Genomic DNA, 22812 nt, shown 5'->3' with positions numbered 1-22812 from the left:
ACGGTGCGCCGGCCCGTGCAAAAGGACCGGCCATGCCCGCCGGGTAAAATTTCGGGTTTCCCCTGATCCCACCCCCGGAGCTGCCCCCGATGGCCAAAGAATTACAGATGGCGAACGCGATCCGCGCGTTGGCCATGGACGCCGTGCAACAAGCCAACTCCGGACATCCCGGCGCCCCCATGGGCATGGCGGATATCGCGGTCGCGCTCTGGGGTAGCTACCTCAAGCACAACCCGCGCGACCCGCACTGGCCCGACCGCGACCGCTTCGTGCTGTCCAACGGCCACGGCTCGATGCTCATCTACGCGCTCCTGCACCTCACGGGCTACGACCTGCCCATTGGCGAGCTGAAGAACTTCCGCCAGCTGCACAGCAAGACGGCGGGCCATCCGGAAGTCGGCGTCACGCCCGGCGTGGAGACCACCACCGGCCCGCTCGGCCAGGGCCTGACCAACGCGGTGGGCATGGCGCTCGCCGAAAAGCTGCTCGCCACCGAGTTCAACCGCAAGGGACACCACGTGGTGGACCACCATACCTACGTGTTCATGGGTGACGGCTGCCTCATGGAGGGCATCAGCCACGAAGCCTGCGCGCTGGCGGGCGCCTGGAAGCTCAACAAGCTGATCGCGGTGTACGACGACAACGGCATCTCGATCGACGGCCAGGTCACGCCCTGGTTCATCGACGACACGCCGGCGCGCTTCAAGGCCTACGGCTGGCACGTGATCGGGCCGGTGGACGGGCATGACGTGGCGGCGGTGAACCGCGCGATCGCGGATGCGCGGATCAGCGCGGACAAGCCCACGCTCATCGTCGCCAAGACGCACATCGGCAAGGGCAGCCCCAATCGCGCGAACACCGCGAAGGCGCACGGCGAGGCGCTGGGCATCGAGGAAGTCAAGCTCACCCGCGAAGCCATGGGCTGGACGCACGAACCCTTCGTGGTGCCGCAGGAGGTCTACGCCGACTGGGACGCCAAGGCGAAGGGCGCCGCCGCGCAGGCCGAGTGGAACCAGCGCTTCGCCGCCTACACGAAGGCGCATCCGGAACTCGCCGCCGAATTCACGCGCCGCATGAAAGGCGAGCTGCCGAAGAACTTCGCGCAGGTCGCCGTGGACGCCGCCGTGGCCGCGCACGCCAAGGCCGAGACGGTCGCTTCGCGCAAGGCGTCGCAGATCGCGCTGGAAGCCTTCACCGCCGCGCTGCCCGAGATGCTCGGCGGCTCCGCCGACCTCACCGGCTCCAACCTCACGAACACCAAGAGCACCGCGCCGCTGCGCTTCGACCTCGCGGGCGACGTCAAGCTCGGCGAGGATGGCAATGGATCCGAAGATGCACCAAGGCGCATCGGCCGCCACATCAACTACGGCGTGCGCGAGTTCGGCATGGCCGCGGTGATGAACGGCGTCGCGCTGCACGGCGGCTACATCCCCTACGGCGGCACCTTCCTCACGTTCAGCGACTACAGCCGCAACGCGATCCGCATGGCCGCCCTGATGAAAAAGCGCGTGATCCACGTGTTCACGCACGATTCCATCGGCCTCGGCGAAGACGGCCCGACGCACCAGTCGATCGAACACGCGGCCAGCCTGCGCCTCATCCCCAACCTGGACGTCTGGCGTCCCTGCGACACGGCGGAAACGGCCGTCGCCTGGGCCGTCGCGCTGCAGAACGCGAACAGGCCGACGGCCCTGCTGCTGTCGCGCCAGAACCTGCCCTATGCACCCAAGGCCGGGCTGGAGGACATCAGCAAGGGCGCGTACGTGCTCGCGGAGCCGGGCGAGGTCGGGCTCAACAAGAAGCCGCAGGCGGTGATCATCGCCACGGGCTCGGAAGTGCAGCTCGCGTTGAAGGCCCAGGAGCAGCTCGCGGCGCAGCAGATCGCGGTGCGCGTGGTGTCCATGCCCAGCAACACGGCCTTCGACCGCCAGAGCGCGGCCTACAAGACGAGCGTGCTGCCCGCCGGGATCCCGCGCATCGCGGTGGAGATGGGCGTGTCCGACGGCTGGTGGAAATACGGCTGCGCGGCCGTGGTCGGCATCGACACCTACGGCGAATCGGCGCCGGCCAATGTATTGTTCAAGCTCTTCGGCTTCACGCCGGAGAATGTCGCGGATACGGTCCGCGCGGTACTGTCGCGCATGCATTGATGTCCAGGATTTTTCACAGGTTCGGCGCCGCGCTGCTTTGTCTGTCCACGGGATTCGCGTGGGGCGCGCCGCACACCGAATTCAGGTTCGAGCCTTCCGCGACCGCCGCGTGCTTCACTTCGACGGCGGGCCCTGACGCACGGCCGTCCTATCCCGACGCGGCCTATCTGCGCAAGGAAGGCGCGACCATCAAGGCGGAGTTCACGTTCGAGTCGGGTGTGGACAAGCCCCGGGTCAAGATCCTCTCGGGCGGAGACCAGAGTCTCTTCGTCGATTCGGTGGAGAGGCACGCCAGGAACCTGCGGCTGCCCTGCTTTCCGGTGGGAGGCCCTCCGGTGGTATTGGAGCAAGAGTATGTGTTTGTGCCCAACGACGGCCGCAAGGTTGCATGGACGATCGCGAGGAAACGCGACGACGCGTTTGCGGCTGCCGGAAAGGCCTGCATCAAGCATGTCGAAGGGGAAGAACGCCCCGACTATCCGCAACGGGCAAAAACCGAAGGTCTGATGGGCAACGTCTTGGCCGAAATGGTATTTCGCCGTCCGGACACACCGCCTGAAGTGAGGCTCCTCGACCCCAGTCCTCATCGCGATTTCGCGCGAGCCGTCCTGGCGTATGTCGCGGGCTACCGCGTGACCTGCGTGCTGGATGAGCCCATCACGGCGTCGCAGATGTTCAACTTTCGTTTCGAAGGAATGCCATACCAGGCCTTAAAGGACGCTCCGTTGGCTCCATTTCTCCGCGGCGTCAAGGACGTTGCTGCCAGACCGGTGTTTTTCGACCTGAATCTGATGAGTTGCCCGTTCGACGTGCGCCTGGTCTATTGGCAACCCATCCGTGCGAATGAGACCGGCGAGGTCGGAGACGCAGTAGCTGCGCGCCGGCCCTTCCTGGACTGGCTTGCGACGCTGCAATTGAATGTACCCCCCAAGGTCCAGAACATCATTCTTGGCGACACAATGACGATAGCGGTGCCCTGCGGCACGATCGATTTCTAGCTTCACCCATCCGGAGACCCATCCCATGACCATCAAGATCGGCATCAACGGTTTCGGCCGCATCGGACGTAACGTCCTGCGCTCCGCCGTGCAGAATTTCAGCGACATCGAGATCGTCGGCATCAACGACCTGCTCGAGCCCAACTACCTCGCCTACATGCTGCAGTACGACAGCGTGCACGGGCGCTTCAAGGGCGACATCGCGGTCGACGGCAACACGCTGCTCGTCAACGGCAAGAAGATCCGCCTCACGCAGGAACGCGATCCCGCCAACCTGAAGTGGGGCGACGTCGGTGCCGACGTCGTGATCGAATCGACCGGCCTCTTCCTCGACAAGGAAGGCGCGGGCAAGCACCTGGCCGCCGGCGCGAAGAAGGTCATCATCTCCGCGCCCAGCAAGGACGACACCCCGATGTTCGTCTTCGGCGTCAACGACAAGACCTACAAGGGCGAGGCGATCATCTCGAACGCGTCGTGCACGACGAACTGCCTGGCGCCCCTGGCCAAGGTGCTCAACGACAAGTGGGGCATCAAGCGCGGCCTGATGACCACGGTGCATGCCGCCACGGCGACGCAGAAGACCGTCGACGGCCCGAGCAACAAGGACTGGCGCGGCGGCCGCGGCATCCTGGAGAACATCATTCCTTCGTCCACCGGTGCCGCCAAGGCGGTGGGCGTGGTGATCCCCGAGCTGAACAAGAAGCTCACGGGCATGAGCTTTCGCGTACCGACCTCCGATGTGTCGGTGGTCGACCTGACGGTGGAGCTGAACAAGGAAGCGACGTACAAGGAAATCTGCGCCGAGTTCAAGGCGCAATCCGAAGGCGCGCTGAAGGGCGTGCTCGGCTACACCGAAGACAAGGTCGTCGCCACGGACTTCCGCGGCGACGCACGCACCTCGATCTTCGACGCCGACGCCGGCATCGCGCTCGACGGCACCTTCGTCAAGCTCGTCTCCTGGTACGACAACGAGTGGGGCTACTCCAACAAGTGCCTGGAGATGGTGCGGGTCGTCGCGCAGAAGTAATCCTTTCGCGCAAGCGCCAAAAAAGACGCGCCGGCCGGCGCGTTTTTTCATGGCGGCGCGGCAAGCCATGGGCACCTTTTCCGACCCCACCTTCCGCGACCTGATGGCGCAGCGGCCCTTCCTGCGCCTGTGGGCCGCGCGGCTCGCGGGCACCTCGGCCAACCAGATGTTGATGGTGGCGCTGGGCTGGCAGATGTACGACCTGACCGGCAGCGCGTGGGACCTGGGCCTCATCGGCCTGTACCAGTTCGTCCCGGCGCTGACGCTCACGCTGTGGGCGGGGCACGTGGTGGACCGTCACCATCGCGGCCGCATCGTCGCCGCCTGCCTCGCGACGCAGTGCATCGCGGCGATCGTGCTGATGGCCGCGAGCCGCGGTCACTGGGCCTCGCGCGAATTGCTGCTGGGCATGTCGCTGGTGTTCGGCTCGGTGCGCGCGTTCCAGATGACGGCGCAGCAGGCGCTCACGCCCCTGCTCGTGCCCATGAACCTGCTCCAGCGCGCGATGGCTTTTAGCGCGGCCGGGACGCAGGTGGCGATCATCGGCGGCCCCGCGCTGGGCGGGCTGGTGTTCGTCTTCGGTGCGGACAAGGTATACGGCCTGGGCGCGGCATTGCTCGCCGTGAGCTGCATCCTGATCCTGCTGCTGCGCTACACCTACGTCGCGCTGCCGCGCGAACCCGCGAGCCTCGCGACGGTGCTGGCCGGCGTGCGCTTCATCTGGCAGCACAAGGTGGTGCTGGGCGCCGTCTCGCTGGACCTGTTCGCGGTGCTCCTCGGCGGTGCGGTCGCACTGCTGCCGATGTTCGCGCGCGACATCCTGCACGTAGGCCCCGAAGGCCTTGGCCTGCTGCGTGCCGCGCCCGCCGTCGGCGCGGTGATCGTCTCCGTCGTGCTGAGCCGCTGGCCGCTGCGTCAGCACGTCGGCCGTACGTTGCTCATCGCGGTGGCGCTGTTCGGCCTGTGCATGGTGGTGTTCGGCCTCTCGACGAGCTTCCTGATGTCGCTGCTCGCGCTCGGCGTCTCCGGCGGCGCGGACATGGTCAACGTGGTGATCCGGCAGACGCTCGTGCAGATGGAAACGCCCGACACCATGCGCGGGCGCGTGGGCGCCGTGAACAGCGTGTTCATCGGCGCGAGCAACCAGCTGGGCGAGTTCGAATCGGGCGCGACCGCCGCGCTGCTCGGCCCGGTGGGGTCGGTCGTGGCAGGCGGGATCGGCACCATCCTTGTGGCGATCAGCTGGCGCCACCTGTTTCCGGCGCTCGCGAAGCGCGACGGTCTGCAGGCGCGCTAGGCCGCGAGCTTCGGCTTTTCTTCCCGCCCGTCCGGGTGCCGCGCGAAGCGCTGCGTCTCGCGCGAATGCACCGGCGCGCTGTCATCGAACGGCCAGCCGCCGAACTGCGTGCGACGGTAGTCCTGCATCGCCTGCATGATCTCGGCCTGCGTGTTCATCACGAAGGGACCGTACTGCGCGACCGGCTCGCCGATCGGCCGTCCCTGCAGCATCAGGAATTCCGCTTCCACGTCGCCGTTCACCAGTTCCACGGCGGCATCGGCGCGCACTTCGATCGCCGCGTGCGACGTCACCGCCTGCCCGCCGATGCCGACGCTCGCGCCCTTGAAGAAATACAGGTTGCGGCGCGTGCCCTGGCCCTTCGCCGGCGGCAGCGTCCAGCGCGCGCCCGGCTCCATGCGGATCGTCCAGATCGCGACGTCCGCTCCCGGCTGCGCCGCCCATGAATCGGGTGGCGGCGGCAGCGGCGCGCCGGCGCCTTCGAGCGGCCCGGAGACTGTCGCGATTTCCGTCGTGCGGCCCGAGGCGTCCTTCACCGACAGGCGCGGGATGTCCCCCGACCAGAACATGGTGAAGTGCGGCGGCACCATCTTGTTCTTCGCGGGCAGGTTGAGCCAGATCTGGAACAGCTCCAGCGGGTTGGCCTTGTCCTGCTCGAGCAGCGGGAACATCTCCGAGTGCACGACGCCCGCGCCGGCGGTGAGCCACTGCGCGTCGCCTTGGCCGAAGCGCGCGGTGGCGCCCAGGGAATCGGAGTGGTCGATGTGGCCCTTGCGCACGACCGTCACGGTTTCGAAGCCGCGGTGGGGATGCCCGGGAAAGCCCGGCACGCTGTCGCCGTGGTACATGCTCCAGCCGTCCTTGCGGCTGAAGTCCTGGCCGATGTCGCGCCCGGCGAGCGACGCCTTCGGCGCCATGCGTTCATCGCCCTGCGGGTAGGCGTCGTCGTGGTAGGCGCAAAACAGGAAGGGGTCCACGGTCACCCAGGGGAAGCCCAGGGGCTGGACGTTCAGGACGGGGCTGTCGCTCATGCTGCGTTCTCCGGAGTTGGGAAGGTACTCGTCCCTACATGGGGCCGCCGGTCCGCGGGCAAAAGGCCGGCCGGCGCGACGCACCGGCCCACCCGTGGAACGTCAATGGTGGTGGCCGTGCTCGCCGTGCACGTGCTTGTGCGCGATTTCCTCGGCCGTCGCGGAACGCACGCCGATCACCTTGATCGTGAACTTGAGCTCGCGCCCGGCCAGCGGGTGGTTGCCGTCCAGGTGCACCGTGTCGCCCTTGATCTTCATCACGTGGAAGACGTGGGGCTCGCCTGAGTCCGTGCGGCCCTCGAGCTGCCCGCCGACCTTCACGCCCGGCGGGAATTCCTTCTTGGGGATGGTGCGCACCAGCGACTCGTCGCGCATGCCGAAGGCGTCCTCGGGCGACAGCTGCAGGGTGGCCTGGAAACCGGGCTCCTGGCCTTCCAGCGCGGCCTCGATCTTGGGGAGGGTGTTGTCGTAGCCGCCGTGCAGGTACACCATCGGCTCCTTGCTCTCCTCGATGAGCTTGCCGTTCGCCTCGGCGACCTTGTAGCGCAGGGAAACCACCGTGTCTTTTTCGATCTTCATGGCCTTCATTTTGCCCGCGAAAAAGTGCGTACAGTCGGGGCTCTTCCAATGGACCCACTCGCCGACCCCCTACCGATGACCGCCACCGCACCGCGCCCGCCCCTGCAAGTCCTGGAGCGCCTCTTCCAGCTCTACCCCGCGATGTTCGGGGCGCGCTTCCTGCCGCTCAAGCTCGGCGTGTACCAGGAGCTGCTTGAGGCGCACCCGGAAGAGTTCACCAAGGAAGAGCTCAAGGCCGCGCTGGCCGCGCACGCACGGTCCGGCCGCTACCTCGAAAGCGTGGCGGCCGGCGAGCAGCGCCACGACCTGCAGGGCCAGCCGGTGGAGCCCGTGGCGCCGGAGCACGTGCTGCACGCGATCATGGAACTCTTTCGCCGCCGCCAGCGCCGCGGCAAGCAGGACCCGCGTCCCTGGCTCATCGCGCGCGTCGCCGCCGCGATCGAAGCGTCGGGCCTCGCGAAGGACGCCTACCTGGAGCGCGTGAACACGCGCGACGACATGGCCCTGGGCGCCATCGACGAAGCCTTCGCCCAGGTATCGGCCCGCGCCGCGAAGAACGAAGCCCTGCGGCGCGCCTACCAGTCCAGCGGCAAGACGGTGGCGGAATTCGCCGACATGTACGGCGTCGCGCCGGAGGCCGTCGAGCAGGCGCTCGCGGCGGCGTAGCCATCGGGCGGGTCCATGCCGGACGCGGCGTTCACCTTCATCACCACCTGCCGGGGCCGCCTCGAGCACCTGCGGCAAACCCTGCCGGCCCTCGTGGCACAACCCGGGACCGGATGCGTCGTCGTCGACTACGGCTGCCCAGACGGCGCGGGCGACTGGGTGCAAGCCACCTACCCGCAGGTGAAGGTGGTCCGCGCCGGGCCGGTCCCGCGCTTCGAACTCGCGCGGGCGCGCAACCTCGGCGCGCAGGCGGCGGGCGCGGGCTGGCTGTGCTTCGTCGATGCCGACGGGCTCTTGGCCCCGGACTTCATCGCCAGGGTGCGGCCCGTGCTGGCCGACGGGTGCTTCCACGTCGCGCAGCCTTCGACGGGGACGGTCAGCGGCATGTGCATCGTGGGCCGCCGCGAGTTCGATGCGGTGGGCGGCTACGACGCGGTGCTGCAGGGCTGGGGCATGGAAGACAAGGACTTCTACGCGCGCCTGGCCATTGCGCGCGTGCCGCATCGCGCGTTTCCCCGCGAACTCGTCACGATGATCGATCACAGCAATGCGATGCGCGTCGAGCATTTCGAGACCAAGCACCTCAAGCTGAGCAGCACGTTGAACCTCGCGTATTGCCGCGCCAAGTGGGACCTCATGCGGCTGGGCCAGGACATGTCCGGCGAGGCCGCGCGCGAGGCGCTGTACCGGCAGGTGGGCCAGGTGATGGACGAGACGCTGCGCACCGGCAAGCGCTTTCGCCTCGCCATTCCCACGAGCGAGCAACCCAGCTTCTCCGGTGCGGTGCTCAAGGGCCGCCTGGTGTACGAGCTGGAGGTCCCGCCTCAGGCCGCGCCGTCCTCGGCCGATTCGAGCGCGAACCCCACGCCGTAGACGGCGCGGATCCACTCGTGCGCGGGATCGACGGCCGCGAACTTCTTGCGCAGGTTCTTCACGTGGCTGTCGATGGCCCGCTCGCTCGTGTCCAGCGAGTCGGGCCAGGCGAGCTCCAGCAGCTGCGCGCGCGAATAGATGCGCCCGGGCTGCTTCGCGAGCACCTGCAGCAATTCGAACTCCGTGCGCGTGAGCTCCAGCGGCTGGCCGCGCAGCGTGGCCTGCCTGCGCGCGGGGTCGAGCAGCAACAGCGGCGTCCGGGGCGGCGCGCCGCCCGCCCGCGTGCGCCGCAGCACCGCGTTCACGCGCGCGAGCACCTCGCGCGGCGAGAAGGGCTTGCAGACGTAGTCGTCGGCGCCCATCGCGAGGCCGAGCAGGCGGTCGACCTCCTCCACGCGCGCCGTGATCATGATGACCGGCGTCTCGCCGTCCCGCCGGATCGCCTTGAGGATCTCCATGCCGTCCAGCCCGGGCAGCATCACGTCCAGCAGCACGAGGTCGGGCCGGATGCGCTGCGCGAGCGCCAGGCCCTGCCGGCCGTCGGACGAGTGCGTGGCCTGGAAGCCGTCGCGGCGCAGGTAATCCACCAGCACGGACGCGATGTCCGGATCGTCCTCGATGACGAGCACCGCGCCGCGCGTCATGCCGCGTCCTCCACCGGCAGCCGCAGGCACACCTGCAGGCCACCCAGCGCCGAGTGCTGCGCGGTGATGCTGCCGCCATGCGCTTCCACGATCGACTTGCAGATCGCGAGGCCCAGGCCCGAGCCGCCCGACGCGCGGCTGCGCGACGCCTCGCCGCGATAGAAGCGCTCGAAGAGCCGGGGCAGGTCCTGCGCGTCGGGACCGGGTGCGCTGTCGTCGAAGCAGAAGAGGAATTCGCGCTTCGCACCGGCCCCGTCGACCGACACGCGGACCTGCAGCACGCCGCCTTCACCGGTGTAGCGCAGCGAGTTCTCCAGCAGGTTGACGAACACCTGCTGCAGCCGCGATGCATCGCCTCGCACGCGGGGCCCGTCCGCGGCCGCCATCGACGCCACCTCCGCGGCGTCCACCCGCAGCCCTGCCTGCGCGAAACGCTCGCGCATGTCCTCCAGCGCTTCGGCGAGCAGCTGCACCGGCTGCACGGCCGTGCGGGACGCGGGCGGCGACGAATAGTCGGTGTCGAGCGTGAGGCGCAAGTCGTTCACCAGGCTGCCCAGGCGCATCACCTGGCGATGCAGGCGCTGGGCCGTCGCGTCGTCGAAGGTGCGCACGCCGTCCTGCAGGGCCTCGATCTCCGCGCGCATCGCGGCGAGCGGCGTGCGCAGTTCGTGCGCGACGTCGGACAGCCAGCGCTGGCGCGAGCTTTCGGCGGCCGACAGCTGCCGCGCCATGTCGTTGAAGGAGCCGGTGAGGCTCGCGAGTTCGTCGTGGCCCTGCACCGGCAACTGCGTGTCGAAGCGGCCTTGCGCGATCGCCTGCGCACCTTCGCGCAACTGCTCCAGGGGCCGCAGCCAGCGCCGCGCGAGCAGCCACGACAGGAGCAGCGCGAGCGACAAGCCCACTGCCCCGGCGGTGAGCACGAAGTTCGACTGCTGTTCGACGAAGGCACGGTCGGCGTCCGTCTGCATGCCCGAGAGCGGCGCGAGGGCGAGCACGCCGACGGTGCGGCCTTCGTGCTGCAGCGTCATCTTCACCGCGCTGTCGAGCGCGATTCCTGGCCCCGCGATCCGCGTGGTGCCCGCCGCGTCGAACAAGGCGAGCCGGTTGAAGAGGCCGCCCGGCCGCTCGCCCGGCGGGACACCGTGCGGCAGCCTGCCTTCGCCGGGTGGCGGGCCCGGCGGCGGCCCCTCGCCCCGAAACGGCCCGCGCCCCGGCCGCATCGCGCCGCGAAAACTGCGGAACGCAGACATCTGCGCCTCGCGCCAGGCCTCCGGGTCGTCCCGCAGGAATTGCCAGCTGCCCTGCCTCGCGTAGTCCTCGACCAGGCCGCGCGCCAGCCAGTCGAGGCGCGACAACTCGATCTCCGCGACGTACTGCCCCATGCCGCGCTGCAGCCCGAACCAGCTCGACCCGGCGAACAGCAGGAGCAGGGCGGCCGCGAGGGCGGCGAAGGCGAGGAACAGCTTGCGCTGCAGCGTCAGCGGGGGCATGGGCGTATCGGGCGTGACCCGCCAGTGTGCCCGCGGAACTGGGAGACAAAGAGGAGGGCGCCGGGCCGGCTCAGGCTTCGTCCTTGATGCGGTACTGGGATGCGAGCTGTGCCTGCACGGTCGGCGGCACGGGCTCGTAGTGGCTGAACGCCAGCGTGTAGCGTCCCTGCCCGCCGGTCAGCGCATTCAGGCGCGACTGGTAGCTCGCGAGCTCCGACAGGGGCGCGGTTGCGAGCACCGCGAGCCCGCCGGTGGACGCCGCCGTGCCGCTCACCTGGCCGCGACGCGACGCTAGGTCGCCGGTGATGTCGCCGATGTTCTGCTCCGGCGCCGCGATCTCCACGTTCACGAAGGGCTCGAGCACGCTCGGCCGCGCCGCCTGCACCGCCGCCACGAGCGCCTTGCGGCCCGCGGTGATGAAGGCGATCTCCTTGCTGTCCACGCTGTGGTGCTTGCCGTCGTACACGACCACCTTGAGGTCCACCACCGGATACCCGGCGACGACACCCGCCTCCAGTGCCTGGCGCACGCCCTTCTCCACGGCCGGCATGAAGTTGTAGGGGATGGCGCCGCCCTTCACGTGGTCGACGAACTCGAAGCCGCTGCCGCGCGGCAAGGGCTCCACGCGCAGGAACACCTCGCCGAACTGCCCGGCGCCGCCGGTCTGCTTCTTGTGGCGGTGATGGCCCTCGGCCGGCGCGGTGATGGTCTCGCGGTAGGCGATGCGCGGCGGGCGCGTGTTCACCTGGCAGTTGTGCACCTCGGTCAGGCGCTCGAGCAGCGTGCGCAGGTGCAGGTCGCCCAGGCCGTAGACCACGCTCTCGTTGGTCGCGGCCACGTGCTCCAGGCGCAGGCAGGGATCCTCGCTCACCAGCTTCTGCAGGATGTCGTGCAGGCGCTGCTCGTCGCCGCGGCGCTTGGGCTCGATCGCGAGGCCGTGCACGGGCACCGGGAACTCGAGCGGCTTCAGGTGGATGTGGTCGTCCTCGGCCGCGTCGTGCAGCACCGCGTCGAAGTGCAGCTCCTCCACTTTCGCGATCGCGCACAGGTCGCCGGGAAACGCGCGCGGCACTTCCTTGAACTCCTTGCCCTGCAGCGTGAAGAGGTGCCCGACCTTGAAGGGGCGGCGCGCATCGCCCACGTAGAGCTGGCTGTCGCGCGTGAGCGTGCCCTGGTGCACGCGCAGCACACCCATCTTGCCCACGTAAGGGTCCTGAGTGACCTTGAACACATGGGCGAGGACGTGCAGTTTGGGATCGGGGAGGGCTTTCAAGGGCTTCGCCTCCGCGCCCTCGCCCTGGAGGAAGGCCGGCGGGTTCGCCTCGGTCGGGTCGGGCAGCAGTTTCGCGATCACGTCGAGCAACTCCGGCACGCCCGCGCCGGTGCGCGCGGAGACGAAGCAGATCGGGATGAGGTGGCCCTCGCGCAGCGCCTGCTCGAGCGGCGCATGCAATTCCTGTGGGTCGACGTCGCCATCGTTGAGGTAACGCTCGACGAAAGCCGCATCGACCTCCACGACCTGCTCGACCAGCGCGCGGTGCGCCTGTTCGACGGAGGAGAAATCGGGCGCGGCGCCGTTTTGCGTGAGGTTGTAGAAACAGTCCACCACGCGCGTGCCGCGTTCGGCCGGCAGGTTCACCGGCAGGCATTCCTTGCCGAACGCCGCCTGGATCTGGCCGACGAGCGCTTCGAGGTTCACGCCCTGCGCGTCGATCCGGTTGACGATGATGATGCGATCGCGCTCGCGTTGCGCGGCCCACTGCATCATGCGCACCGCCATCGGCTCGACGCCGGTGCTCGCATTGATCACGACGGCCGCCGTCTCCACGGCTTCCAGGGCGGGCAAGGACTGCCCGAGGAAATCGGGCGAGCCGGGTGTGTCGATCACGTGCACGTGCGTGCCGGCGTGGGTGAAGTGCACGAGCGACGCGTTGAGCGAGCGCTGCGCTTTTTTCTCCAGGGGGTCGTGGTCGCTGACGGTCGTGCCGCGTTCCACGCTGCCCGGTGTGCCGAGCGCGCCTGCCTTCCACAGCAGTGCCTCCACCAGGCTGGTCTTGCCGGCCGTCGCCGGCCCCACGAGGGCCAGCGTGCGCAACGCGGCGATTTCCACAGGTGTCGGCATGTGTGTCTCCTCACGCAGGGAAGCAGCATGTTAAGCCACCACCCACACCCCTTGGCAAGTGCCGCGTGCGGATCAGCTGCAACCGGCGGTGTCGGCGACGCACCGTAGCCCTGCACCGCCCGCGTCCTACAAACTTCGTTCAGGTGGCCCCTATCCTTGTCCCATGGGTACCCGAAAAAATACGGACAAGGCCAGGGCCGCGCCTCCCGCGCGCGCCAGGCAGGGCGACGAGATCGAGATCGCTTACTACACGAAAGAGCTGGGCCGGGACCTGCAGCGCAAGATGCTGCAGGGACGCCTGGACGACTTCTCGCACAGCGGCCTGCACGGCGCCAGCCACGGCGAGGACACCGAAGCGCCACGCACGCCCCCGCGGGAAGACCGCGCGGGCTGAAGGCGCCGCGTCATCGCTGCGCCGGCGGCCAGCGATCGAAGAGCTTGACCGGGACCGCGTCGCCCCACAGCAGGATGCGCGCGTCGGAACCCTCGTGCGGCAAGGCCGCGGCTTCGCCGCGCACGTAACCGAGCGCGACGCAGGCATCCGCCAGCGGGCTGAAGCCCACCGACGAAATTTCGCCTGCGGGCTCGCCCTGCCACAACAGGGTTTCCCCGCCCCAGGCGTACGCGCTGCCCGGCGGAAACACGAGCGTGACCAGCTTCTTGCGAAGTGGCTTGCCCGCCGCTTCGCGAAGCGCCTCCTGGCCGATGAAGGTGCTCGCCTTGTCGGGCTTCACGCTGAAGCCCAGCCCCGCCTCCCAGGGAGACTCGTCCGGGCCCAGCTCGGCGCCCCAGGCGCGGCGCCCCTGCTCGATGCGAAGCGCGTCGAGCGCGTAATAGCCGGCATCGCGAAGGCCGAGGCCGCGGCCCGCCTCTTGCAAGGCGAGGTACACGTGCCGCGTCATTTCCACGGGCACGTAGAGCTCGAAGCCCGGGCCGCCCACATAGCTCATCCGCGCGGCACGCACGCGCGCGAAACCGAGGTCGACCTCCTTCGTCCAGGAGAACTTCAGCGCGTCCGGTGACAGGTCATCGGGGCTCACGCGCGAGAGCAGCTCGCGCGCCTTCGGCCCCATCACCGAGAGCACGCTGAACATCGCCGACACATCCGTGAGCACGGCGTGCTCCTGCGGCGCGAGATGGCGGCCGATCCAGTCGGCGTCGCGCGTCGCCTGCGCGGAGCCCGTGACGATGAGGAAGCGTTCCGCCCCCTGCCGCATCACGGTCAGGTCGCTTTCGATGCCGCCGCGCTCGTTGAGCATGGGCGTGTAGACCATCTTGCCGACCGGCACGTCCATCTCGTTGGCGCACAGGCGCTGCAGCACCGCCAGCGCGTCGCGTCCCTGCAGCAGCAGTTTGGAAAACGACGTCTGGTCGTAGATCGCCACCGCCTCGCGCGTCGCGCGCTGCTCTTCGACCATCCACGGCAGCCAGCCCGGCGTGCCCAGCGTGTAGTCGGGGCGCGGCTGCCCCTCGGGGCGGAAGTAGTTCGCGCGCTCCCACCCGTTCTTGCTGCCGAACTCCGCGCCCTTCGCGGCGAGCAGGTCGTAGAGCGGGGAGGTGCGCAGTGGCCGGGCCGTCTCCAGCTCCTGCCGCGGCCAGCGCATCGCATAGTGCAGGCCGAGCGTTTCGCCCGTGCGCTCCGCCAGCGCCTTGCGGTTGCCCGTGAAAGGGCCGAAGCGGCGGATGTCGACGTCCCACAAATCGGTGCTGGGCTCGCCGCCGACGATCCACTCCGACATCAGGCGGCCCGCCCCGCCGCTGTTGGCGATGCCCGCGGAGTTGAAGCCCGCGCAGACGAAGTAGTTGCGCAGCTCCGGCGCCTCGCCCAGGATGAAGTTGCCGTCGGGCGTGAAGCTCTCCGGCCCGTTGAGCAGCATCTTGATCTCGGCGGTCTGCAGGCACGGCGTGCGGTGCATGGCGTTCGTCATCAGGATCTCGAACTGGTCCCAGTCCTCGTCCAGCAGCTGGAACTGGAAGGTGCTCGGGATCGGGTCCATCTTCCAGGGCTTGGCCTGCGGCTCGAAGCCGCCCATCACGAGGCCGCCGACTTCCTCCTTGTAGTAGATGAAGCCGTCCGGGTCGCGCATGACGGGAAGCATCGGGTGCACGCCGTCGATCTTGCCGGTGACGACGTAGAAGTGCTCGGCGGAATAAAGCGGCACGTTCACGCCCGCGAGCGCGCCGAACTGCCGCGCCCACTGGCCCGCGCAATTGACGATGACCTCGCAGCGCACGTCGCCTTGCGCCGTCCGGACCCCGACGACCCGGCCGCCTTCTGTCAGCACGCCGGTGACCTCGATGTCCTCCACGATTTTCACGCCGCGGTTGCGCGCGCCCTTGGCGAGCGACATGCACAGGTCGGCCGGGTTCGCCTTGCCGTCGCCCGGCAGCCACAGCGCGCCCTGAAGGTCGTCGGTGCGCATCACCGGGTAGCGCTCCCCGGCTTCGCGCGGGGAAATCTCGTGGCATTCCACGCCGAAGCTGCGCGCCATGGCGAGCTGCTTGCGCAGCACCTGCATGCGCTCGGGCGTCTTCGCGACGTTCACGCTCCCGCATTGCTTCCAGCCGGTGGCCAGCCCGGTCTCCGCCTCGAGCGTGGAATAGAGCTCGATGCCGTACTTGCTCATCTGCGTCATGTTGCGGTTGGGCCGCATCTGGCCGACGAGGCCGGCGGCGTGCCAGGTGGTGCCGCCGGTGAGCTTGCCCTGCTCCAGCAGCAGCACATCGGTGCGCCCGAGCTTCGCGAGGTGATAGGCGGTCGAGCAGCCTGCGATGCCGCCGCCGACGATCACGACCTGTGCCTGCGCTGGAAGTTGCATCCTCGTCTCCTTCGCGTTGCGTCAACCCATGCGAAGCGCCATCACCCCGGCCACGATCGCGGCGGTGCCGAAGGCGCGGCGCAGGTTGAAGGTCTCTTTCAGGAACCACACGCCCAGCAGCGCCGCGAACAGCACCGACGTTTCGCGCAGCGCGGCAACGGTGGCGACGGGCGCGCGTGTCATCGCCCACAGCGCGATGCCGTAGGAGCCCAGCGATGCGAGCGCGCCCAGCACGGCCACCGGCGCGCGCGCGCGGGCGTAGGGCCAGGCCGCGGCCATGCCGCGGCGCCACAGCACGAGAAAGCCGAAGGGCCAGCCGTCCAGCACGAACAGCATGACCACGTACTGGATCGCGTCGCCGCTGGCGCGCGCGCCGTGGGCATCGACGACGGTGTAGATCGCGATCACCACCGCGTTGGCAAGCGCGAAGCCGACGGCGCGCGGCGAATCGAATGCGTGACGGGACAGCCCCAGCGCGAGCACGCCGCAGCTCACGCCCAGCACACCCGCCCACGCCATGGGGGAGAGCGTTTCGCCGAGCGTCGCCGTGGCGGACAGCGCCACGAGCAGCGGCGCCGTGCCGCGCATGAGCGGATAGGTGAGCCCGAGGTCGCCGTGCTTGTACGCGCCGGTGAGCGCGATGTAGTAGCCGATGTGGATGACGGTGGAGGCGAGGATGTACGGCCAGGACTCGCGTGCCGGGACGCCGACGACCGCGAGGAGCGGCAATGCGACGAGCGAGCCCACGAGATGGATCACCGCCGTGTCCAGCGCCTTGTCGGTGCTGGACTTCACGAGGGCGTTCCAGCTGGCGTGCAGCATCGCGCCGACCAGCACCGCGGCCACGATGGGCCAGGTGAGGCTCATGCGGGCTCGCGCGCGGCCTTCGCGCAGCGCCGTGCGCGGTCGAGGAAGTGCGCGAGCGGCGGCGTCGCCAGGCCGGGAGTCTTCGCGAGGTCGTCCCACACGCGAAGCCGCACCGCATCGGCGGCGCCGGGCTGCGCGATGAAGGCCTGCGCCTGTGCGTCGTCGAAGATGCCGCCTTGCAGCGCCAGCGAGCGCTTCGAATCCTCGGAGAGCGCGGCGAAGTACTCCGGGCGCGTGCGGCACAGGTAGCGCTTGGCGTCCACGTGCAGCCTCACCGGCTCCAGCACGGCGTCGCCAAAGAGACCGCGCAGGAAGGGCAGTGCGCGGTACTGGTGGATGTCGTCCATGCCGCGGAGGGTCGGCGTCTCGCCCATGTCGTGCAGCAGGTGGCCGAAGTCGTGCAGCAGGGCCGCCGTGACGAGTTCGTCGCTCGCGCCTTCGTCCTGCGCCTGCAGCGCGCATTGCAGCGCGTGCTCGAGTTGCGTGACGCCTTCGCCCGAATACTGTTCGCCGCCGCGTTCGGCGAACAGCCGCTCGATATCGGAAACGCTCAAGCCCATGGCAGCGAATAGGTCTTGAGGTTGGTGAAGCTCTTCATCGCCTCCTGCACGCCTTCCTTGTAGCCCAGGCCCGAGTCCTTGATGCCGCCGAAGGGCGTGAGCTCCAGCCGGTAGCCCGGTACCTCGCGCACGTTCACGCTGCCCACTTGCAGCTCGCTCACGAAGCGCGTGATGTAGTCCAGCCGGTTGGTGCACACGGAGCTCGACAGGCCATAGGCCGTGCCGTTGGAAATCGCGATGGCTTCGTCGATCGACTTGAAGCGGATGATCGGCGAGACGGGCCCGAAGGTTTCCTCTCGCACCACGGTCATTTCCGGCCGCACGTCTGCGAGCACGGTGGGCGAATAGAGCGCGCCGTCGCGCTGGTTGCCCGCGAGCAGCCGCGCCCCTTGCGACACGGCATCGTTGACGCGCGACTGGAACAGCTCCGCCGCGGCCGCGTCGATCACGGTGCCCATGTCGTTGCCCTTGTCCAGCGGGTCGCCGAATTTCCACGCGCGCGTCTTCTCCACCACCTGCTCGGTGAAGCGTGCCGCGACGGACTCGTGCACGAGCATCCGCTTGACCGCCGTGCAGCGCTGGCCGGAATTCTTGTAGGAGCCCTGCGTCGCGAGCGTGGAGGCCTCGTCGATGTCGGCGTCCTCCATCACGATGATCGGGTCGTTGCCGCCCAGCTCCAGCACCACGCGGCGGTAGCCGGCGGTCCGCGCAATGTACTTGCCGATGGACACGCCGCCCGTGAAGGTCACGAGGTCGACGTGCTCGTTCGTGATGAGCTCGTCGGCGATCTCGCGCGGATCGCCGGTGACGACGTGCAGCATCTCCGGCGGCAGGCCGGCTTCGTAGAGCAGGTCCGCGAAGAAGATGGCCGAGAAGGGCACCTTCTCGGAGGGCTTGAGCACCATGCGGTTATTGGTCGCGACACTGGGCACCACCTTGTGCGCCACCTGGTTCATCGGGTGGTTGAACGGTGTGATCGCGGTGATCACGCCGAGCAGTGGCGAGCGCTGCGTGTACACGCGCCGCTTCTTGCCGTGCGGCGTCAGGTCGCAGCTGAAGATCTGGCCGTCGTCCTTGAGCACCTCGTTCGCGCCGAAGAGCAGCACGTCGCTCACGCGGCCCGCCTCGTAGATCGAGTCCTTCAGGCACAGGCCCGCTTCGGCCGTGATGAGGCCTGCGATGTCGTCGAGCCGTTCGCGCACCAGCGCGGCGGCCTTGTGGAGGATCGCCGCGCGTTCGTAGCGCGTGAGCGTGGGCCGGAACGCGTGCGCGGTCTCGAACGCCTGGCGCACTTCTTCCAGCGTCGCCTTCGGCACGGTGCCGATGCGCTCGTTGGTGTACGGGTTGAAGACGTCGATCGCGCGGTCCCGGCCGGCGCCGACCTTCCGGCCCGCGATGCGCATCGCATCCAGGCCGCGGTCACGGATGAATTGCGCGGCGCGGTCCATCACTGCGCGTGGTTCAACGCGAGGTCGAACGCATCGAAGTTGCGCAGGCGCCGTGACGTGTCCAGCCCGGGCAGCTTGCGGTTGAGGATGAGCGGCACGCGCTGTTCGCTGATGCCGCCGTGCGACCGCAGGGGCGCATCGAGGCCCGACAGGTCGTGCCGGCTCGCGGAAGTGCCGATGACGGTGAAGCGCCCGGACACGCACACGATGTCGCCGATGCGGTCGGCCGGGAGTTCGAAGCGGCGCGCGGCCTCCTCGCGCGTGAGCACTGCCTCCATGCGCGGGTTGGCCTGCAAGGCGCCCACGACGGTGCGTGGCTCGACGCCCGCGGGCAGGTAGATCGTCGCGAAAGAGCCCAGCGCGCCGTGGTGCACGACGTATGGGTCGGTGATCGGCAGGATGACGCGTGCCGCGCCGGGGCCGAGCTGCGCGTCGCACCAGTCCTGCAGGTAGATCACGTCGGGCCGGCCGTCGAGCGCGACCTTCGCGTTCATGCCGTGGTCGGCGGTGAGCGCGATCACGCAACCCATCTCGTGAAGGCGGGACAGGTAGCTGTCCATCATCGCGTCGAATGCATTCGCGCCTTCCGTGCCCGGCGCGTGCTTGTGCTGCACGTAGTCGGTGGTGGACAGGTACATCACGTCGGGTCGGCGCTGCTCCATGAGCTTCACGCCGGCGGCGAAGACGAATTCCGACAGGGCCGCGCTGTAGACGCTGGGCACCGGCATGCCGACCATCGCCGGGACGTCGGCTATGCCGTTTTCTTCCGCCGTCGCCTCGTCCGACTTCTCGGCGGAAAAGCAGATGCCCTTCATCCCGTGGCCGAGCAGCCGGCGCAGCTTGTCCTTGGCGGTGACGACGGCGACCGACTTGCCCGCGTCCGCCAGCGCCGCCAGCAGCGTCGGCGCGCGCAGCCACTTCGGGTCGTTCATCATGACCTCGGTGCCGCTCGCGGTGTCGAACAGGTAGTTGCCGCAGATGCCGTGCACGCTGGGCGGCGCGCCGGTGACGATGGACAGGTTGTTCGGGTTGGTGAAGCTCGGCACCACGCAGTCGGCAATGAGTCCTTCGCCTTCGGCCAGCGTGCGCTCCAGCCAGGGCATGTGCCCGGTGGCGACTGACTGCGCGAGGTAGTCGGGCTCGCAACCGTCCACGCAGACGACGACGGTGGGGGAGGTGGGCAGCCGGTAGCTGCGCTGGTTGACTTCAAGCACGGCTGGCCTTTGCGTTCTTTGCGGTGGCGGCGTCGCGCTCGCGGGCGCGCTCCTGGCGGCGCAGGTCGTTCTCGATCGTGCGCTCCTTGCTGTCCATCGCGTGGTCGTACATCGCCTTGCCGGCCGCGACCGGGTCGCCGGAGGCGATGGCCTTGATGATCTGGCGGTGCTCGCTCGCCGAGATCGGCAGCAGCCAGCCGTCGGCGAGGTTCAGGCGCCGGAACAGGGAGAGCTCCTTGATCAGCTTGCGATAGATCGCGGTGAGCTTGCCGTTGCCCGTCATCTCCACCAGCCGGTCGTGGAACTTGAGATTGAGCAGGTGGTAGTTGTAGGCGTCCTCCGCCTTCACCGCCTTCTCCATGGCGTCGACGAGTCCCTTCAGCTCCTTGAGCTGCGCAGGCGTGATGTGCTCGGCGAGCCGCCGCCCGACGAGTTCGTCCATGGCTGCCCGCAGGTCGAAGATTTCCACCGCCTCGTCGATCGGGATGTCGCGCACGAAGACGCCGCGGTTTTTCTCGGTGCGAACGAGGCCGGCCTCCTCGAGCATGCGAAACGCTTCGCGCACCGGGCCGCGCGACACGCCCATCTTCACCGCGAGCGTGGCCTCGATCAATTTGCTGCCGGGTGCGTACTCGCCCTGCAGGATCGCGCGCTCGATCTCCTGCTGCACCACGCTCGTGAGCGAGCTGCTTTGCAACAGTGCGATAGTGGCATTGGCGACCGCGTTCATGCCCCGCATTAGAGCAGCATCCGGTGGATTGTCAACAATCTGCAAAAAACAATTGACAACCTCTGCGGTGCGGCGTCAAATGAATTTTCAAGGCCGAGCGCGAGGCGGGGACGGGACAAGTGTTGTCATCGCGCCGTCACCGGTGGTCCGCAGTATCGAAACCTTTTTGTCCTAGAGGAGTTCTTCATGCGCGCGTCTCTCGTCATCAAGCCTTTCCTGCTGGCGGCGCTCGCCGCGGCCAGCGCGGGCGCCTTCGCCCAGAAGACCCAGCTGCTCGTCTACACCGCGCTGGAGACCGACCAGATCAAGGCCTACCAGGAGGGCTTCAACAAGTCCTACCCGGACATCGAGATCAAGTGGGTGCGCGACTCCACCGGTGTCATCACCGCCAAGCTGCTCGCCGAGAAGGCCAACCCGCAGGCCGACGTGGTGATGGGCGTGGCCGCCTCCAGCCTCGCCCTCCTGGACAAGCAGGGCATGCTCGAGCCGTACGCGCCGCTCAACCTCGACGGCATCATGAGCCAGTACCGCGACAAGAAGAAGGTGCCGGCCTGGTTCGGCATGGACGTGTGGGGTGCCACCATCTGCTTCAACACCGTGGAAGCGGGCAAGAAGAACATTCCCAAGCCGGAGACCTGGAAAGACCTCACCAAGCCGGTCTACAAGGGCCAGATCGTGATGCCCAACCCCGCGTCCAGCGGCACCGGCTACTTCGACGTCACCGCCTGGCTCACGCTCTTCGGCGACGACAACGGCAAGGGCGGCGGCTGGAAGTACATGGACGCGCTGCACGAGAACATGGCGCAGTACACGCACTCGGGCTCCAAGCCCTGCAACATGGCGGCGGCCGGCGAGTACGTGATGGGCATCTCCTTCGAATACCGCGGCAACAGCAACAAGGCCAAGGGCGCGCCCATCGACCTCGTGTTCCCGAAGGAGGGCCTCGGCTGGGACCTGGAGGCCTTCGGCATCCACAAGGGCACCAAGCACCTGGCCGCCGCGAAGAAGCTCGCGGACTGGGCTTCCAGCAAGGACGCGATGATGCTGTACGGCAAGAACTTCGCGATCACCGCGCAGCCGGGCCTCGCGCCGCCGCTGGCCAACGTGCCGAAGGACTACGAGGCACGCCTGGTGAAGATGGACTTCAACTGGGCGGCGGACAACCGCGAGCGGATCCTCGCCGAATGGAACAAGCGCTACGACGCCAAGAGCGAACCGAAGAAGTGACGAGCGCGGTGGCGCCGGCGGCATTTCTGGAACTGCGCCACGTGCGCAAGGAGTTCGGCGCCTTCACCGCGCTGAACGACATCAACCTGGACATCCGCCGGGGCGAGTTCGTCTGCTTCCTGGGCCCGTCGGGCTGCGGCAAGACCACGCTCCTGCGCATCATCGCGGGCCTGGAGGTGCAGACCTCCGGCGAGGTGTGGCAGGGCGGGCGCGACATCTCGCGGCTGCCGCCCGCGCAGCGCGACTACGGCATCGTCTTCCAGAGCTACGCGCTCTTTCCCAACCTGAGCGTCGCGGACAACGTGGCCTACGGCCTCGTCAACCGCAAGACGCCGCGCGCCGACATCCGCAAGCGCGTGACGGAACTCGTGAAGCTCGTGGGCCTGCCGGGCAGCGAAGGCAAGTACCCCGCGCAGCTGTCCGGCGGGCAGCAGCAGCGCATCGCGCTGGCGCGCGCGCTCGCGACTTCGCCGGGATTGCTGCTGCTCGACGAGCCGCTCTCCGCGCTGGACGCGCTGGAGCGCGTGCGCCTGCGCCAGGAGATCCGCGCGCTCCAGCAGAAGGTGGGCGTGACGACGATCATGGTCACGCACGACCAGGAAGAGGCGCTGTCGGTGGCCGACCGCATCGTGGTGATGAACCACGGCGTGATCGAGCAGGTCGGCACGCCGCTGGACATCTACCGCGAACCGGCCTCGCCTTTCGTCGCGGACTTCGTGGGCAAGGTGAACGTGCTGCCCGCGAAGGTCGCGCGCGGCGAACTGCGCTTCGGCAGCCTGAGCATCCCGTGCGACGGGGAAGACCGCGAAGCGCGCGTGTACCTGCGGCCCGAGGACGTGCTCGCGCGGCCCATCGCCGACGGCGACCCGCACGTCTTCGACGCGAACATCGAGAAGATCGAGTTCCTCGGCTCCTACTGCCACGTGCGCGTGGCTTCGCCTGCGCTGGATGCGAACAAGCTCACGGTGTACCTCTCGCTCAACTACCTGTCCGAGCAGTCGCTGCGGGAGGGCTCGCCGCTCAAGCTGAAGCTGCTGCCCGAGCGCATCAAGGTCTTCTAGGGATTCGAC

20 protein-coding genes are annotated in these 22812 nt (G+C 68.5%); 9 read left to right on the top strand and 11 right to left on the bottom strand.

Translation table 11 applies throughout. The features are described from left to right. Positions 1 to 89 precede the first annotated feature (89 nt). The 4 genes from tkt to I5803_RS13020 all read left to right on the top strand — a co-directional run bounded on the left by tkt (position 90) and on the right by I5803_RS13020 (position 5472). A complete protein-coding gene (tkt, locus tag I5803_RS13035) occupies positions 90 to 2150 on the top strand; it encodes a transketolase (RefSeq protein ID WP_196986774.1) in 2061 nt (686 codons plus the stop codon). After that, complete coding sequence (locus I5803_RS13030; RefSeq protein ID WP_196986773.1) at positions 2150 to 3148, top strand: energy transducer TonB; 999 nt, start codon at positions 2150 to 2152, stop codon at positions 3146 to 3148. The genes tkt and I5803_RS13030 overlap by 1 nt, the downstream gene beginning before the upstream one ends. A 25-nt stretch (positions 3149 to 3173) precedes the next feature. Then, entirely contained in the window at positions 3174 to 4175 is a 1002-nt protein-coding gene (gap, locus tag I5803_RS13025; protein WP_196986772.1) for a type I glyceraldehyde-3-phosphate dehydrogenase, read from the top strand. Positions 4176 to 4242: 67 nt separating this feature from the next. Continuing rightward, positions 4243 to 5472: an MFS transporter gene (locus I5803_RS13020; protein WP_196986771.1), complete on the top strand. Its 1230-nt coding sequence runs from the start codon at positions 4243 to 4245 to the stop codon at positions 5470 to 5472. Here the strand turns inward: I5803_RS13020 and I5803_RS13015 are convergent. Both I5803_RS13015 and I5803_RS13010 read right to left on the bottom strand, forming a co-directional pair. Next, a complete protein-coding gene (locus tag I5803_RS13015; RefSeq protein ID WP_196986770.1) occupies positions 5469 to 6503 on the bottom strand; it encodes a pirin family protein in 1035 nt (344 codons plus the stop codon). The two genes, I5803_RS13020 and I5803_RS13015, sit on opposite strands and share 4 nt — an antisense overlap. Before the next feature lie 102 nt (positions 6504 to 6605). Next, positions 6606 to 7082, bottom strand: coding sequence for an FKBP-type peptidyl-prolyl cis-trans isomerase (locus I5803_RS13010; protein ID WP_196986769.1), 477 nt, complete (start codon positions 7080 to 7082; stop codon positions 6606 to 6608). 75 nt (positions 7083 to 7157) lie between these two features. Here I5803_RS13010 and I5803_RS13005 point away from each other — a divergent pair, with 75 nt between their 5' ends. Both I5803_RS13005 and I5803_RS13000 read left to right on the top strand, forming a co-directional pair. Continuing rightward, positions 7158 to 7748 carry a ProQ/FinO family protein gene (locus I5803_RS13005; RefSeq protein ID WP_231402410.1) on the top strand — a complete coding sequence of 197 codons (591 nt, stop codon included), beginning with the start codon at positions 7158 to 7160 and terminating at the stop codon, positions 7746 to 7748. A 15-nt stretch (positions 7749 to 7763) separates the two neighbouring features. Further along, positions 7764 to 8621: a glycosyltransferase family 2 protein gene (locus I5803_RS13000; RefSeq protein ID WP_196986767.1), complete on the top strand. Its 858-nt coding sequence runs from the start codon at positions 7764 to 7766 to the stop codon at positions 8619 to 8621. On the opposite strand, the gene I5803_RS12995 is transcribed toward I5803_RS13000, so the two are convergent. From I5803_RS12995 to fusA, 3 genes are all read right to left on the bottom strand, one after another. Next, positions 8573 to 9265 carry a response regulator gene (locus I5803_RS12995; RefSeq protein WP_196986766.1) on the bottom strand — a complete coding sequence of 231 codons (693 nt, stop codon included), beginning with the start codon at positions 9263 to 9265 and terminating at the stop codon, positions 8573 to 8575. The two genes, I5803_RS13000 and I5803_RS12995, sit on opposite strands and share 49 nt — an antisense overlap. Beyond that, positions 9262 to 10755, bottom strand: a complete 1494-nt coding sequence (locus I5803_RS12990) for an ATP-binding protein (protein ID WP_196986765.1) — start codon at positions 10753 to 10755, stop codon at positions 9262 to 9264. Before I5803_RS12990 ends, I5803_RS12995 begins: the two co-directional genes overlap by 4 nt. Before the next feature lie 70 nt (positions 10756 to 10825). Continuing rightward, positions 10826 to 12877 carry an elongation factor G gene (gene fusA / locus I5803_RS12985; protein WP_196986764.1) on the bottom strand — a complete coding sequence of 684 codons (2052 nt, stop codon included), beginning with the start codon at positions 12875 to 12877 and terminating at the stop codon, positions 10826 to 10828. Between the two features lie 163 nt (positions 12878 to 13040). On the opposite strand from fusA, the gene I5803_RS12980 reads away from it, so the two are divergent. Continuing rightward, positions 13041 to 13271 (top strand): hypothetical protein, encoded by a 231-nt coding sequence (locus tag I5803_RS12980; protein WP_196986763.1) that lies wholly within the window; start codon positions 13041 to 13043, stop codon positions 13269 to 13271. Between the two features lie 10 nt (positions 13272 to 13281). On the opposite strand, the gene I5803_RS12975 is transcribed toward I5803_RS12980, so the two are convergent. The 6 genes from I5803_RS12975 to I5803_RS12950 are packed head-to-tail and all read right to left on the bottom strand — an operon-like array spanning position 13282 to position 20515. Beyond that, complete coding sequence (locus tag I5803_RS12975; protein ID WP_196986762.1) at positions 13282 to 15696, bottom strand: GcvT family protein; 2415 nt, start codon at positions 15694 to 15696, stop codon at positions 13282 to 13284. 21 nt (positions 15697 to 15717) lie between these two features. Next, a complete protein-coding gene (locus I5803_RS12970) occupies positions 15718 to 16563 on the bottom strand; it encodes an EamA family transporter (protein ID WP_196986761.1) in 846 nt (281 codons plus the stop codon). Next, positions 16560 to 17123 carry a phosphonate degradation HD-domain oxygenase gene (locus I5803_RS12965; protein ID WP_196986760.1) on the bottom strand — a complete coding sequence of 188 codons (564 nt, stop codon included), beginning with the start codon at positions 17121 to 17123 and terminating at the stop codon, positions 16560 to 16562. Before I5803_RS12965 ends, I5803_RS12970 begins: the two co-directional genes overlap by 4 nt. After that, positions 17114 to 18571, bottom strand: a complete 1458-nt coding sequence (phnY, locus tag I5803_RS12960; protein WP_196986759.1) for a phosphonoacetaldehyde dehydrogenase — start codon at positions 18569 to 18571, stop codon at positions 17114 to 17116. Before phnY ends, I5803_RS12965 begins: the two co-directional genes overlap by 10 nt. Next, positions 18571 to 19785 (bottom strand): phosphonoacetate hydrolase, encoded by a 1215-nt coding sequence (gene phnA, locus I5803_RS12955; protein ID WP_196986758.1) that lies wholly within the window; start codon positions 19783 to 19785, stop codon positions 18571 to 18573. The genes phnY and phnA overlap by 1 nt, the downstream gene beginning before the upstream one ends. Next, the gene (locus tag I5803_RS12950; RefSeq protein WP_231402409.1) at positions 19778 to 20515 is read right to left on the bottom strand and encodes a phosphonate utilization associated transcriptional regulator; all 738 of its coding nucleotides are present in this window, start codon (positions 20513 to 20515) and stop codon (positions 19778 to 19780) included. The genes phnA and I5803_RS12950 overlap by 8 nt, the downstream gene beginning before the upstream one ends. Positions 20516 to 20701: 186 nt before the next feature. On the opposite strand from I5803_RS12950, the gene I5803_RS12945 reads away from it, so the two are divergent. Then, positions 20702 to 21742, top strand: a complete 1041-nt coding sequence (locus tag I5803_RS12945; RefSeq protein WP_196986756.1) for a putative 2-aminoethylphosphonate ABC transporter substrate-binding protein — start codon at positions 20702 to 20704, stop codon at positions 21740 to 21742. Continuing rightward, positions 21700 to 22803, top strand: coding sequence for a putative 2-aminoethylphosphonate ABC transporter ATP-binding protein (locus I5803_RS12940; RefSeq protein ID WP_196986755.1), 1104 nt, complete (start codon positions 21700 to 21702; stop codon positions 22801 to 22803). Before I5803_RS12945 ends, I5803_RS12940 begins: the two co-directional genes overlap by 43 nt. Positions 22804 to 22812: the final 9 nt, after the last annotated feature.

It is taken from the genome of Caenimonas aquaedulcis (assembly GCF_015831345.1).
Taxonomy (GTDB): domain Bacteria; phylum Pseudomonadota; class Gammaproteobacteria; order Burkholderiales; family Burkholderiaceae_C; genus Ramlibacter; species Ramlibacter aquaedulcis.
The sequence above is the reverse complement of the archived record's forward strand: the minus strand, read 5'-3'. Positions and strand labels throughout refer to the sequence as shown.